Below are 13,472 nucleotides of genomic sequence, written 5' to 3'. Positions count from 1 at the left end.
TGCTCGGTGACGACCACCCCGACACCCTGACCACACGCAACAACCTCGCCCACGCTTACCAAAGCGCCGGAGACCTCGATCGTGCCATCTCCCTGTATGAACACACCCTGACCACGCAGGAACGAGTGCTCGGTGACGACCACCCCGACACCCTGACCACACGCAACAACCTCGCCCACGCTTACCAAAGCGCCGGAGACCTCGATCGTGCCATCTCCCTGTGCGATAGCACCCTGACGCATTGTGAGCGGGTATTCGGCTACGACCATCCGCTTACTCAAACGGTGCGAGGCAACCTGAAAACCCTCAGTGAATGGAGGCGGCGGAGAGCAGTTTAGTTGGGCGGGTCGAGGGTGAGGGTGGCCCAGATGGTTTTGCCGCCGAGGGGTGGCCAGTGGGTGCCCCAGGCGAGGGTGAGGGAGTTGACCAGGAGGAGGCCGCGGCCGGTTTCCTCGTCGGGGGTGGCGGTGCGTGGGAGTGGGGGCTCGCGGTTGGGGTCCCAGACTTCGATGAGGAGTTCGCCCGGCAGGTGGTAGAGGGACAGGCAGACGACTTCGAGGTGGTCGTAGAGGTCGGGGTAGGTGGCCTGGGGCGGGATGGAGGCGGTGGCCTTGATGGCGTTGGTGAGGAGTTCAGCGACGACGAGGACGGCGTCGTCGATGGCGGTGGGGAGGTGCCAGCGGGTCAGGAGGTCGCGGGTGTGGATGCGGGCGGTCGCGACGGAGGTGGGGATGGCCGGGAGGGCGATGCAGCTTCGGTAGCGGTCGTGGAGGGTGGGGGTGGGGATGGGGGTCTGTCGGGACGGGGTGGAGGTGGGCGTGTACGGGGACGGGGGGTGCGCGGGGGGTGGGCCGTAGGGGTCCAAAGGTCCGCTGGGTGGCATGGATTCTCCTTGGCTGGGTTGCTGAGTCGAAGATGAGTGATCACTTTCGGTTGGGGGCGGCGACTTCGGCGTGGGGCGGCACGTGCCGGCGCATGTCGGTCAGCCAGGCGAGCTGGGTGGTGGGGTCGGCGTTCTCCGGGTACGGGGTGCAGCCGATGAGGTGCTGGGCGGTCCAGGTGTCCCAGGCGAGTACGCGGCAGGGGCGGCGCGGGTGGTTCGCCTGCTGGGCGTGGAGGACACAGGTGGCGACGGTGTGGACGGTGCGGGACTTGCCTACGCCGAACTCGCCGGCGTCGGTCCATTCGCCCGCGTTGTTCGGGGTTTGGACCAGGTAGACGACGGTGCGGGTCGCCGGGAGGGTCGTCATGGTCAAAACCGACCTTTCGTTCTTCGCCAGCAGATGATGTTGGCCAGGTGGCATGCTCTGTGCGCTGCATCCGGTTACAGCCGAGTTCATGCAGGGCTGCATCGAGCAATCACATACAGTAGTGCCCGCATCACTGATTGGGAGGGGATTTTCACATGCCCGCGCAACAGAATCCGGTACGGCGTCGCCAGCTCGTCGCTGAGCTGCGGAGGCTGCGCGAGGAGGCGGGGTACACGCAGGAGGAGGTCGCCACCCAGTTGGACTGGCACCACACCAAGGTCTTCCGGATCGAGACCGGGCGTACCGGGCCTCACCCGAACGACGTCCGGGTGATGTGCGACCTGTACGGGATGCGGGACAAGGAGCACCTGGCGGCTTTGATCCAGCTCGCCAAGGAGTCTCGTAAGCGCGGTTGGTGGTACTCCTACCGCGACATCCTCCCCAGCCGCTACGAGTTCCTCATCGGCTTGGAGGATGAGGCGTCCGCGATACACACCTTCCAGCTCGCCGTCATCCCGGGCCTGCTCCAGACCGAGGACTACGCGTACGCCTTGTGCAAGGGCGGGCCGCTGGAGCTCGATGCCGACGAGATCCGACGCCGCGTCGAAGTACGCATAAACCGGCAGCGTGTGCTCGCCAAGCCGGACCGCCCCCAGCTCTGGGCGATCATCGACGAAGCCGCCATCCACCGCATGGTCGGCGGCCCCGAGGTCATGCGTACCCAGCTTCAGCATCTGCTCACCGTGAGCGAAGCCGGTAAGACCACGCTTCAGGTCGTGCCTTACGCCGTCGGGGCGCACTCGGGCATCGTGGGGCCGTTTGTCATTCTGAGGTTCGCCGACGCTGCCGAGAACGACATCGTCTACATGGAGACCATCGGCGGCAACCTTGCGGTGGACAAACCGGAAGACGTCCGGAACTACACGACAGCCTTCGATCACCTTAGGGCCGTGGCCCTCAGCCCCGATGAAACTCGAACTATGCTTGTTACAGCTTCAAAAAGCATTGGTTGACGCGTGGAAGGAGGCGCCCGATGACCGATGTGGACGTGTCGGGCGCAAGGTGGCGCAAGAGCAGTCGCTCCATGCAGAACGGGGAATGCTTGGAAGTGGCCGCCGTGGCGGCGAACCGGGTCGCGCTGAGGGACAGCAAGAATCCGGACGGGCCGAAGCTCATGTTCAGCGCCGCAGACTGGACAGCGTTCGTAGCGCGGATCAAAGCCGGGCGACTCGGACTCTGAGCATCTCCGAGCGCTGACCGGTTTGGACTCGGGGACTCGCTCGCTTCGGGGCGGACACGATCGTTCTTGGGCTGCCTTAAATCGGGTGCGTCGCTTGACGCCCGCGAGATCTTCCTTTCAATGCCGACTTCCGGGTGACTTGGGACAGCCACATCAGTGACGAGACGCGACCATCCTCGATATGGTTCATATGTTCGAACGATGCGCAGCGCTCGGGAGGCAGGGCATGAACTGGACGCTTGAGGTGGTCGTGGTGCCCGTGTCGGACGTGGAGCGGGCGAAGACCTTCTACGCCGAGGGGCTCGGCTTCCACGTGGATCATGACACCAATACGGTGGACGGGGGGCGCTTCGTGCAGCTCACGCCGCCGGGGTCGGGGTGCTCGATCGTCATCGGCGGTGGGTTCTCGCAGATGGAGCCGGGATCGTTGAAGGGGCTGCAGCTTGTGGTCGCGGATCTGCCGCGGGCGCGGGACGAGCTGGTGGAGCGCGGGGTCGAGGTCGGGGAGATTCAGGTCGCGGGTCCGGACGGGTTTCGGCCGAGCACCGGTGACGAGGATCTGGACAACGTGGGGTTCTTCTTCTTTGACGATCCCGACGGGAACGGCTGGGCCGTACAGCAGATCTCCGCTCGGGCGGCGTGAGCAGGGCGGGGGCGCTCGTACGGCGGGGCGGGTGAAGGGGCGTCGGCGGGCGTGAGAGTGTGGAGGTATGAATCGGCTGGGCGGGGAGACGTCGCCGTATCTGTTGCAGCATGCCGACAATCCGGTGGACTGGTGGCCATGGGGAGAGGAGGCGATGCGAGAGGCGAAGAGGCGGGACGTGCCCCTGTTGATTTCCGTGGGGTACTCATCCTGCCATTGGTTATCCGCCTCTCGTGATCTCTGATGCCATGTGATGGCGCACGAGTCGTTCGAGGATGAGGCGACGGCGGCGCTGATGAATGAGCGGTTCGTCAACGTGAAGGTGGACCGCGAGGAACGTCCCGATGTGGACGCGATCTATATGACCGCGACGCAGGCGATGACGGGGCAGGGTGGCTGGCCGATGACGGTGTTCGCCACCCCGGAGGGGCATCCCTTCTATACCGGTACGTACTTTCCGCGGGCGCAGTTTCAGCGGCTGCTGGTCGGGGTTTCGCAGGCGTGGGCGAACGACCGCGAAGGCGTGATCAAGCAGGGGGCGCAGGTCGTGCGGGCGCTCACCGAGCGGGGTGGGCTGCCGCAGGGGCCGCTGCCGACGCCGGAGGATCTGGGTCGGGCGGTTGAGGCGCTCGCCGCCGACTTCGACGCGGTCAACGGCGGGTTCGGCCGGGCGCCGAAGTTTCCGCCGTCGATGGTGCTGGAGTTCCTGCTGCGGCGGGGGACCCCGGAGGCCATGCGGATGGCCGCCACGACGCTGCGGGCGATGGCCACGGGCGGCATCTACGACCAGGTGGGGGGCGGTTTCGCCCGGTACAGCGTGGACGCCACGTGGACCGTGCCGCACTTCGAGAAGATGTTGTACGACAACGCCCTGCTGCTGCGTGTTTACACGCATTGGTGGCGGGCCATGGCCAATCGGGTGTTGGAGGCGCGGGAGGATTACTCGGCCGACATGGCGTTGGCCAGGCGGGTCGCGCTGGAGACCGCGTACTGGCTGCTGGCCGAGATGCGTACGGATGAGGGCGGGTTCGCCTCGGCGCTGGACGCCGACAGCGAGGGCGTGGAGGGCAAGTTCTACGTCTGGACGCCCGCCGAGCTGCGCGAGGTGCTCGGGGATGAGGACGCCGAGTGGGCGTGCTCGGTGTTCGGGGTGACCGAGGAGGGCACGTTCGAGCACGGCAGCTCGGTGCTGCGGCTGCTCAGTGATCCGCTGAGGCCGAAGCCGCGCACCCCCAGCACCCCTTATGTCCCGGAGGACTCGTCGGCGGCCCAGCGGTTCGAGCGGATACGTGCCGCGCTGCGCACGGCCCGTGCCTCCCGCGTACGGCCCGGCCGCGACGACAAGGTGGTCGCCGCCTGGAACGGCCTGGCCATCGCGGCCCTGGCGGAGACCGGCGCCCTGTTCGACGACCCCGAGCTGATCGACGCCGCCCGCGCCGCCGCCGTGCTCCTCGACGAGGTGCACGTCACCGACGGCGGACGCCTGCTGCGCACGTCCCGCGACGGCCGCCCCGGCCCGAACGCCGGAGTGCTGGAGGACTACGCCGATCTGGCCGAGGGCCTGCTCACCCTGTACGGCGTCACCGGCGAGACCCGCTGGTTCCGCCGCGTCGGCGAGCTGCTCGACACGGTGCTCGACCGCTTCCCCGACGGCTCCGGCGGCTTCTACGACACCCCGGACGACGGCGAGGAGCTGTTCCAGCGCCCGCAGGACCCGACCGACAACGCCGCCCCGTCCGGCCGGTCCGCGGCGGCGGGCGCTTTGCTCACCTACGCCGCGCTGACCGGCTCGGCCCGCCACCGGGAGGCCGCCGAGGCGGCGCTCGGCACGGTGTCGATGCTGGCCGGGAGGTACCCCCGCTTCGCCGGGTGGGGCCTGGCGGTCGCCGAGGCCGCCCTGTCCGGCCCGGTGGAGGTGGCCGTCGTCGGCCCGCCGGACGACCCGCGTACCAAGGCCCTGCACGCCACGGCCCTGATGGCGGACGCCCCCGGCGCGGCGATCGCCCTGGGCACGCCGGACGGCGACGACGCGGCCCACGTGCCGCTGCTGGAGGCCCGCGGCCTGATCGACGGGCGGCCCGCGGCGTACGTGTGCCGGCATTTCGCCTGCCAGGCCCCGGTCACCGGCCCGGACGACCTCCGCGCCCAGCTCGTGCGAAGCTCCTAATGGTTACGGGCCGTCGTCGGGCGGGCCGAAGGGCAGGTCCTCGGTGAGGCCGCCCTCGGAGCCGTCGTCCTCGACCAAGCCCCGGCCTTCGCGCGGGTCGTTGCCGGGATCGCCCTGGTCGAACTCCTCGCCGCCGGTGCCGAGCTCGTCCCCCTCGGGGACGGGCTCGGTGCTGGGCTCGGACTCCTCGACGGGCGGCCCGGTCTCCTCCTCGTCGTCCGGAACGGCGTCCTCCGGGTCCTCGTCCTCGCGGAGGTCGTCCTCGTCCTGGAAGGGGTCGTACGCCGATTGGTAGAACGTCGGCTCGGGGAACTGCTCGACCGGCAGCCCCGCCATCGCCTCGGTCATGAACGCCCGCCAGATCTGCGCGGGCAGCGAGCCGCCGTACAGCTCGCCGTACCCCGGGACGGCGACCGGCTTGTTGTCGTCGCGGAACATGTTGACGGCGGTGGAGAGCTGCGGCGTGTAGCCGACGAACCAGACCGAGGCCGACTTGTCGGTGGTGCCGGTCTTGCCGGCGGCGGGGCGGTCGGGGAGGCGGGCCGAGGTGCCGGTGCCGGCCTCGACGACCTGGGTGAGCGCGTACGTGGTGTCGGCGGCCGTCTCGGGGCGGAAGACGCGCCTGCCCTGGACGGCGACGTCGTGGACCGCGCCGGAGGCGTCCTTGATGGAGCGGATGACGTGCGGTTCGTAGTACAGGCCCTCGGCGGCGAAGACGCCGAAGCCGGACGCCTGCTGTACGGCGCTCACCGAGGCGACGCCGAGCGGGAGCGTGGCGGCGGCCTGGTGGGGGGCGAGCTGCTCGGCGGGGATGCCCGCGGCCTGGGCCGCCGCCGCGACCTTGTCGAGGCCGACGCGCTGGCCGAGGTCGACGAAGGCGGTGTTCACCGAGTTGCGGGTGGCGGTGACCAGGTCGATCGCGGAGCCGTACGAGGTGCCGCCGGAGTTGGGGATGAGCGCGGAGGCCACCCGCATCGGCGAGTTGCCGTTGACGCGGGTGCCGAGGCCGTACCCGGCTTCGAGGGCGGCGGCGAGCGTGTACGGCTTGAACGTGGAGCCCGCCTGCACCTTGGCCGAGAAGGCGTTGTCGTACTGGTAGCCCTTGCCGCCGTAGAACGCCAGGACCTCGCCGGTGGCGGGATCGACGGCGGCGAGGCCGGTGCGGACCTTCTTCGGCGTGTCGCGCGGCAGCACGGACTCGACGGCCTGCCGGGCGGCGGCCATGAGCGTCTTGTCGAAGGTGGTGGTGATGCGCAGGCCGCCCTGGTTGATCTCCTCGTCGGTGTAGCCGCGCCGGTTGAGCTCGGCCCGGACCTGGGCGAGCACGTGCCCCTTCTGGCCGTTCAGCGACAACGCCGCCGGAGGTTCGCGGAGTTTGGGGTACTTCTGCGCGGCGGCCTCCGCGGCGCTGAGCGCGCCGGTCTGCCGCATCGAGTCGATCACCCACGCCCAGCGGGCCCGCGCCGTCTCCAGTTCGGCGCCCTTGGGGTCGGCGAACCGGCTGGGCTGCTGGATGACGGCCGCCAGGTAGGCGCCCTCGGCGACGGTGAGCGCGCCGACGTTCTTGCCGAAGTACGCCTGGGCGGCCGCCTGGACCCCGTACGCGCCCCGGCCGAAGTAGATCGTGTTGACGTACTGCTCCAGGACCCAGTCCTTCGGCTTGGACTGATCGACCTTGAGGGAGATGAGGATTTCCTTGAGCTTGCGGCCGATGGAACGTTCCTGGCTCAGGCCGCTGTAGTAGTTGCGCACCATCTGCTGGGTGATCGTGGACCCGCCCTGGAGCTGCTGCCCGGTGAGGGTGGACCACATGGCGCGAGCCGTACCGGACAGCGAGATGCCCTGATCCTCGTAGAAGCTCCGGTTCTCGGCCGCGATGATCGCGTTCCTGACGTGCTCGGGGACGCGGGCGAGCGGCACCCGGGTACGGTTCACCACCCCCTGGGTGGCGAGCACGGTCTTGCCGTCGCGGTAGTAGATCACCGACTTCTGGGCGACCGCCCGGGGCTGCGCGTCGTCCGGGATGGGCGTCAGCACCCAGGCCACGGCGAAGGCGGCGACGGCCGCGATCGTGCCGACGCCGAAGGCGATCAGGACGATGCGGAGCACCCGGCGCCCGAGTCCCCGCTTCCGCTCGCCGTCACGCACCTCGATCCCCCCGATCACTCCGTGCGCATCACGTGGCCCGATCTTGATGCTAAAAGAGCCTTTACGGACCCAACCGCCTGCAAACGACTACTTGGTGCTCTTTGTCAGGTCTTTGCCGTCGATCGACCGGGCGACGCCTGCCTGTGCGGAGACCAGGGGAAGCACGCGGTAGCTCACCGGCGTGTCGAGCGCGATCACCGAGGAGGTACGCACGACGCCCTCGATGCCCACGATCAGGTCGATAACCCGCTGCAGGTCGGCGTTGCTGCGCGCGACCACACGGCACAGCATGTCACCCGCGCCCGTGATCGTGTGCGCCTCAAGCACTTCCGGTATGAGCGCCAACCGGTCCGCGACCGGATCGTGGCCGCTCACCTGACGGATCTGGAGCGTGACGAACGCCATTACCCCATACCCCAACGCCGCCGGATTCACCTGCGGCCCGAAACCCGTGATCACCCCGCGCGCCATCAGCCGGTCCAGCCGCGCCTGCACGGTCCCCCGCGCCACCCGCAGCCGCCGCGAGCACTCCAGCACCCCCAGCCGGGGCTCGGCGGCGAGCAACGCGATCAGCCGCGCGTCCAGTTGGTCCACGGTCATGCGGACCTCCCCCTCGAACGGCTTGCGCTCCTTGTCGGCAATTATCGCAACCGTCCCCCGGGTACGCGCGGCCCGCCCGAGACGCCGACGGCAAAGCTCACCGAAACACCGGCCGCAGGTGCCCTGGGCGGTGCCCGGCAGCGCATAGGCTACCTGACGTGATTCCTCCGCTTCCTGAAGCAAGCGGCTTGCCGCCCTCCTTCGCCGAGGGAGGCGACGGACAAGCCCGGCCCGGTACGAACAACAGAACAGGGGCGCGAGTCCCCCGCAGGGCGAACCCGGCGGCCTCCTCGCCGGGGCCGGACAGGCGCGCGGGCAGGCGGCGGCTGAGGTCCGCCATGTCGGCCGCCCTCGTCGTGACGACGGCCCTGACCGGCTCGGCCTGCGCGGCCTCGAAGGGCGAGAGCGCCCCGCGGGCCACCACCGAGGCCGCGGCGGGCGCCCCCGGCATCGGCGACCCGGACTTCCCCACCGACGGCAACGGCGGCTACGACGTCGCGCATTACGATCTGCGGCTCGCCTACACGCCGTCCACGCGACGGCTGGAGGGCACGGCCGGGATTCGGGCGCGAGCCGTACAGCGGCTGGGGCGGTTCAACCTCGATCTGCGCGGGCTCACCGTGCACCGGGTCACCGTGAACGGCGCGGCGGCCCGAATGGAACGTTCCGGAGACGAGCTCACGGTCATCCCGGCCGCGCCGCTGGAGCAGGACGCCGACTTCACGGTCGAGGTCGCCTACGGCGGCGTGCCGCACCCGGTGGACAACCCCGGCACGCTCGGCACCTACGGTTTCGTCCCCACCAAGGACGGCGCGTTCGTCGCCTGCCAGCCGAACGGCGCCAAGACCTGGTTCCCCGGCAACGACCACCCCCTCGACAAGGCCACCTTCGACTTCCGGATCACCGTTCCGGAGGGCGTCACCGCGATCGCCAACGGCGAGCAGACCGAGCCGCCGACGACCAAGGACGGCAAGACCACGTTCAGCTGGCGGGAACGGCACGCGATGACGACGTACCTCGCCACGATGACGCTCGGCAAGTTCAAGGTGCGCACCGGCACCAGCGAGGCGGGCATTCCCACGTACACCGCCACCGACCCGGCGTACGCGCACACGCTTGACACCGTGTACACCGCGAGCGCGAAGATCACGGACTACTGGTCGAAGGTGTTCGGCCCGTACCCGTTCGACTCCACCGGCGCCATCGTCGATGACTTCAACGCCGGGTACGCGTTGGAGAACCAGACCAAGCCGATCTACGGCGGCTTCGACCCCGACGAGTCGATCATCGCGCACGAGCTGGCCCACCAGTGGTTCGGCGACAGCGTGAGCATCAAGCGCTGGCGCGACCTGTGGCTCAACGAGGGTTTCGCCACCTACGCCGAGTGGCTGTGGGGCGAGCACACCGGCACGGCCACCGCCGAGACCACCTTCCAGAATTACTACCAGATCCCGCGCAGCCCGATCTGGGACTACCCGCCGGGCGTGGCGCGCAAGGACGACCTGTTCAACCAGTCGGTGTACACGCGGGGCGGCATGACGCTGCACGCCCTCCGCAAGAAGATCGGCGACCGGCACTTCTTCACCCTGCTGCGGGAATGGGCGACCACGCACAAGTACGGCCACGGCACCACCGAGGAGTTCATCGAGATGGCCGAGCGGGTGTCCGGGCAGCAGCTCGACGACCTTTTCGACGCCTGGCTGTTCAAGGCGGGCCGACCCAGCCTGAGCTGAGCCGTACCTGCCAGGCGACCCGGGCGGAGCCGTACCGTCAGCTGAAGATGAGCTTGTAGCCGTCGCCGCGCAGCGCCGACAGCACCTCCTCGCAGTGGTCGGGTCCCTTGACCTCCAGGTGCAGCAGCACCTCCGCCTCGTCGATGCGCAGCCGGACGCCCATGCGCTCGTGCACCACGTCGAGCACGTTCGCGCCCAAATCGGCCAGGCGGGTCAGCAGCGTGGCGAGCGCGCCGGGCCGGTCGGCGAGCCGGATCCGGAAGGCGAGGAACCGCCCGGCGACCGCGAGGCCGTGCCGCAGCACCTTCGACAGCAGCAGCGGGTCGATGTTGCCGCCCGACAGCACCACCACGACCGGCGGCTCGAACATGTGCGGCTGATCGAGCAGCGCCGCCACGCCCGCCACCCCGGCCGGCTCCACCACCAGCTTCGAGCGCTCCAGGCACAGCAGCAGCGCCCGCGACAGGCTCTCCTCCGACACCGTCACCACGTTGTCGACCAGGTAGTGGATCATCTCGAAGGTGAGGTCCCCCGGCCGCCCCACGGCGATGCCGTCGGCCATCGTCGAGGCCGGCTCGACCGACACCGGGCGGCCCGCAGCGAGCGACAGCGGATAGGCGGCGGCCCGCTCGGCCTGCACGCCCACCACCTTCACCCCCGGCCGCAGCGACTTGGCGGCGAGCGCCACCCCGGCCGCGAGCCCCCCGCCCCCGATCGCCAGCACGATCGTGCCCACGCCGGGCAACTGGTCGATGATCTCCAGCCCGATCGTGCCCTGCCCGGCCACCACGTCCGGATGATCGAACGGGTGGATGAACACCGCGCCGGTACGCTCGGCGTGCTTCATCGCCTCGGCGAGCGCCACGTCCACCGTCTGCCCGGCGAAGATCACCTCCGCGCCGTACGACCGCGTCGCCTCGACCTTGGGCAGCGGCGCGCCCTCCGGCATGAAGACCGTCGCCTTCGCGCCCACCAGCCCGGAGGCGAGCGCCACCCCCTGCGCGTGGTTCCCGGCGCTCGCCGCGACGACGCCGCGCGCCCGCTCCTCCTCGCTCAGCCGGCAGATCCGCACGTACGCCCCGCGGATCTTGAACGAGCCGGCCCGCTGGAGGTTCTCACACTTGAGGTAGACGGGACCGCCGATCAACTCGGACAGATAACGCGAATGCGGCATCGGAGTCCGCACGATCACGTCGTCCAGCAGTTCCCGGGCGGCGACCACGTCGTCGTACGTCACCTGACGGGTCCCCCGTGGTTGCTCCATGCCCGCAGTCTCCCACGCGAACGCCCGCCCGGCCCGCCGCAGCTTCCCGCCAGGCGGTTGCCATACTTCGCGCCGCGAAGTATCGTCGTGTGCCATGGCAAAGGGAAAGCCCGTACTCAGCGAGCCGACGTACTTCATCCTGGCCGCGCTGCTCGATGGACCGCTGCACGGACACGGCATCATCAAGCGGGTGGTGGACCTCTCCGAGGGCCGCGTCCGCCTGGCCGTCGGCACCCTGTATGGCGCGCTCGACCGGCTGGCCGCGAACAACGTGATCACAGTGGATCGCGAGGAGATCGTCGACGGGCGTCAGCGGCGGTATTTCCGGATCACCGACGACGGCCGCCACATGGTGATCGAGGAGGCCGGGCGCATGCGGCAGGCCGCGTCCGTCGTCACCGGCCGGCTTGAGGCGGGCGGGGCGTTCGCGTGAACATCGCCGAACAGCGGCGCGGGAGAGGCGCCCGGCTCGCCAAGCTGGAGCACCGGTACCGACGGTTGCTGTTCGCCTACCCGCCCGGCTACCGGGCCGGGCACGGTGACGAACTGATCGGCACCATCCTGGACGGCACCGAGCCGGGCCGGTCGCTCCCCTCGCCGCGCGAGTCGGCCGCGTTGATCGCCGGCGGCCTGCGCACCCGGGCGGTGCAGGCCGCCGCCGGCCCGGCGTGGGCCGACGGCCTTCATCTCGGGGCGACGGTGCTGGCCGTGCTCAACCTGGCGACGCTGGTGCGATACGCCGGTTCTGTCCCGCTCTGGACGACGCTATCGGCGCTCACCCTGCTGGCCGTCCTGCGCGGATGGGCCCGGAGCGCGATCCCCCTGGTGGCGATCACCGGGGTCAAGACGGCGGGCCTGGCCATGGGGGTGCCGCTGCTGGGCGTCACCCTCCTGCCGGTTGACCCCGACACCCTCCTGCCCGGGATCACGGTGTGGCAGGTCTCCGCTCTGCACGCCGTCGGCGGCCCGATCGCCCCGGTGACCGGGTACGCCCTGCTGCTCGCCGCCCTGCTGACGCTCGCGCTGCGCGGTGGGCCGGCGCGCACCCGATCGCCATGGTGGTGGCTCGCCGTACCGGCGATCGCGGTCACCGAACCGGCCTGGCTCCAGCTCACGGCCGCCTCCCCGCGCGCCGTGGCCCGGGTCGGGCTGGAGATCGCGCTGTTCGGCCTGGCGATCTGGGCCGGGCATGTGGCCCGCGACCCGCGCTGGGCCATCGCCGGCGGGACGTACCTGCTGGTCACACTCGTGCTCCTGGTCGAGAACGGCCCCCAACTCCAGCGCGATGACCTGTCGCACTGGGGCCTGCTGGCCTTCCTCGCCCTCACGGCGGCGGCCATCCCCCTCCGCGCCCGGCGACGCGTCCTGCTCTGACCGTTCCGGTCGCGAACGCCGACCGGTCCCTTTCCCACCTCTGGCGATTCTTCGGCGACGTCGCCGCGCGACGCACGCCTGATCGACCATGCCCCGCAACCGAATGGAGGCACGCATGTCCGCACGACTCTCCTCGGCCGCCGTGGCCGCCCTCTCCCTGGCCCTCCTCGCCGCGTGCGGAAACGCCTCGGCCGCCGAGCCCGCCGAGTCCCCGACCCCGAAGGGCCAGGAGCGGCGGTACCGCATTCAGGCGATCGTCGCCGACTGCATGAAGCAGAAGGGCTTCAAGTACGTCCCCTGGGTCGCCCCGCCGCGCGAGCCGACCGAGCAGGAGCGTAAACGCGGCTCAGGCGACTACGACGCGATGAAGGCGTTCCGCGACAAGTACGGATACGGGGTCTGGGCGTTGCTGGTCTATCCGCTGGAGTTCGGCAACCCGTCCGTCAAACCGGGAGGCAATCCCCCCGTGGATCCGAACCTGCGGATCCAGGGATCGCTCTCCGACGCGCAACGGCGGGCGTACCAGGCCGCCCACGACGCCTGCGACAACCAGGCGGTCAAACAGGTCACCGGCAAGGACGTGACCTCCATGTTCGACCGCAACGACCAGGTCAACGCCCGCATCGCGCAGCTCAAGACCCGTGAACTGGACGGGGATCCGCGGCTCGTCGAGCTCGCCGCGGCCATGGGGAGCTGTCTGAAGGCCAAGGGGTACGCGATCCGCTCCGTGACCCCGTCGGCCCTCGGCGAACGCGGCGTCACCACCTTCAACGCGGAGCTGAACCGGGTCGGCAGGCGGCAGCGAACGGCGCCCGAGGAGGCCAGGCGCAACGAGAACGTCATCGTCGTGCCCGACATGACCGCCGACGAGGCTCGGCCGTACCTCACCCGGGAGATCAAGGACGCCCGGGACGACCTGGAGTGCGGCAGGGAGTTCTACCCGGTCTACGCCCCGAAATCGGCGGAGATCGAGCACCGGGCCTACGTCGAGTATGGCCTGGAAGGGTAGGGACCGGTGCTCGGGAGACCAGGCGGGACGCCCCGCGCGCAGGG

Annotated in this window: 13 protein-coding genes and 1 pseudogene; 9 read left to right on the top strand and 5 right to left on the bottom strand. The window is 69.9% G+C overall.

The genetic code is table 11. From position 1 onward, the window contains the following. Positions 1–338 (top strand): tetratricopeptide repeat protein (locus tag AB0K60_RS22190; RefSeq protein WP_364057950.1); only part of this gene is annotated, 338 nt, incomplete at its 5' end. Here AB0K60_RS22190 and AB0K60_RS22185 read toward each other — a convergent pair. Further along, a complete protein-coding gene (locus tag AB0K60_RS22185) occupies positions 335–883 on the bottom strand; it encodes an ATP-binding protein (protein WP_364057947.1) in 549 nt (182 codons plus the stop codon). The two genes, AB0K60_RS22190 and AB0K60_RS22185, sit on opposite strands and share 4 nt — an antisense overlap. A 40-nt stretch (positions 884–923) precedes the next feature. Next, positions 924–1,250, bottom strand: a complete 327-nt coding sequence (locus AB0K60_RS22180; protein ID WP_364057944.1) for a hypothetical protein — start codon at positions 1,248–1,250, stop codon at positions 924–926. Between the two features lie 155 nt (positions 1,251–1,405). Between AB0K60_RS22180 and AB0K60_RS22175 the strand changes: the two genes are divergently transcribed. The 4 genes and pseudogenes from AB0K60_RS22175 to AB0K60_RS22160 all read left to right on the top strand — a co-directional run bounded on the left by AB0K60_RS22175 (position 1,406) and on the right by AB0K60_RS22160 (position 5,300). Next, positions 1,406–2,263, top strand: a complete 858-nt coding sequence (locus AB0K60_RS22175; protein WP_364057941.1) for a helix-turn-helix transcriptional regulator — start codon at positions 1,406–1,408, stop codon at positions 2,261–2,263. Between the two features lie 20 nt (positions 2,264–2,283). Continuing rightward, the gene (locus AB0K60_RS22170) at positions 2,284–2,490 is read left to right on the top strand and encodes a DUF397 domain-containing protein (protein WP_364057938.1); all 207 of its coding nucleotides are present in this window, start codon (positions 2,284–2,286) and stop codon (positions 2,488–2,490) included. Between the two features lie 226 nt (positions 2,491–2,716). Beyond that, the gene (locus AB0K60_RS22165; RefSeq protein ID WP_364057935.1) at positions 2,717–3,133 is read left to right on the top strand and encodes a VOC family protein; all 417 of its coding nucleotides are present in this window, start codon (positions 2,717–2,719) and stop codon (positions 3,131–3,133) included. A gap of 67 nt (positions 3,134–3,200) precedes the next feature. After that, positions 3,201–5,300, top strand: a pseudogene (locus AB0K60_RS22160) (thioredoxin domain-containing protein). A 3-nt stretch (positions 5,301–5,303) separates the two neighbouring features. On the opposite strand, the gene AB0K60_RS22155 reads toward AB0K60_RS22160, so the two are convergent. Further along, positions 5,304–7,466, bottom strand: coding sequence for a transglycosylase domain-containing protein (locus tag AB0K60_RS22155; RefSeq protein ID WP_364057932.1), 2,163 nt, complete (start codon positions 7,464–7,466; stop codon positions 5,304–5,306). A 69-nt stretch (positions 7,467–7,535) separates the two neighbouring features. Beyond that, a complete protein-coding gene (locus AB0K60_RS22150; protein ID WP_364058447.1) occupies positions 7,536–8,048 on the bottom strand; it encodes an Lrp/AsnC family transcriptional regulator in 513 nt (170 codons plus the stop codon). 338 nt (positions 8,049–8,386) lie between these two features. Here AB0K60_RS22150 and AB0K60_RS22145 point away from each other — a divergent pair, with 338 nt between their 5' ends. Continuing rightward, positions 8,387–9,781, top strand: coding sequence for a M1 family metallopeptidase (locus tag AB0K60_RS22145; RefSeq protein WP_364057929.1), 1,395 nt, complete (start codon positions 8,387–8,389; stop codon positions 9,779–9,781). A gap of 37 nt (positions 9,782–9,818) precedes the next feature. Here the strand turns inward: AB0K60_RS22145 and ilvA are convergent, their stop codons facing one another. Then, the gene (gene ilvA / locus AB0K60_RS22140; RefSeq protein ID WP_364057925.1) at positions 9,819–11,045 is read right to left on the bottom strand and encodes a threonine ammonia-lyase; all 1,227 of its coding nucleotides are present in this window, start codon (positions 11,043–11,045) and stop codon (positions 9,819–9,821) included. A gap of 94 nt (positions 11,046–11,139) precedes the next feature. On the opposite strand from ilvA, the gene AB0K60_RS22135 reads away from it, so the two are divergent. The 3 genes from AB0K60_RS22135 (at position 11,140) to AB0K60_RS22125 (ending at position 13,428) form a co-directional block, all read left to right on the top strand. Then, positions 11,140–11,478 carry a PadR family transcriptional regulator gene (locus AB0K60_RS22135; RefSeq protein WP_364057922.1) on the top strand — a complete coding sequence of 113 codons (339 nt, stop codon included), beginning with the start codon at positions 11,140–11,142 and terminating at the stop codon, positions 11,476–11,478. Continuing rightward, positions 11,475–12,419, top strand: a complete 945-nt coding sequence (locus AB0K60_RS22130) for a hypothetical protein (RefSeq protein WP_364057919.1) — start codon at positions 11,475–11,477, stop codon at positions 12,417–12,419. The genes AB0K60_RS22135 and AB0K60_RS22130 overlap by 4 nt, the downstream gene beginning before the upstream one ends. A gap of 115 nt (positions 12,420–12,534) precedes the next feature. Next, positions 12,535–13,428, top strand: a complete 894-nt coding sequence (locus AB0K60_RS22125) for a hypothetical protein (RefSeq protein WP_364057916.1) — start codon at positions 12,535–12,537, stop codon at positions 13,426–13,428. Positions 13,429–13,472 lie beyond the last annotated feature (44 nt).

This window comes from Thermopolyspora sp. NPDC052614 (assembly GCF_040678635.1).
Lineage (GTDB): Bacteria > Actinomycetota > Actinomycetes > Streptosporangiales > Streptosporangiaceae > Thermopolyspora.
The sequence above is the reverse complement of the archived record's forward strand: the minus strand, read 5'-3'. Positions and strand labels throughout refer to the sequence as shown.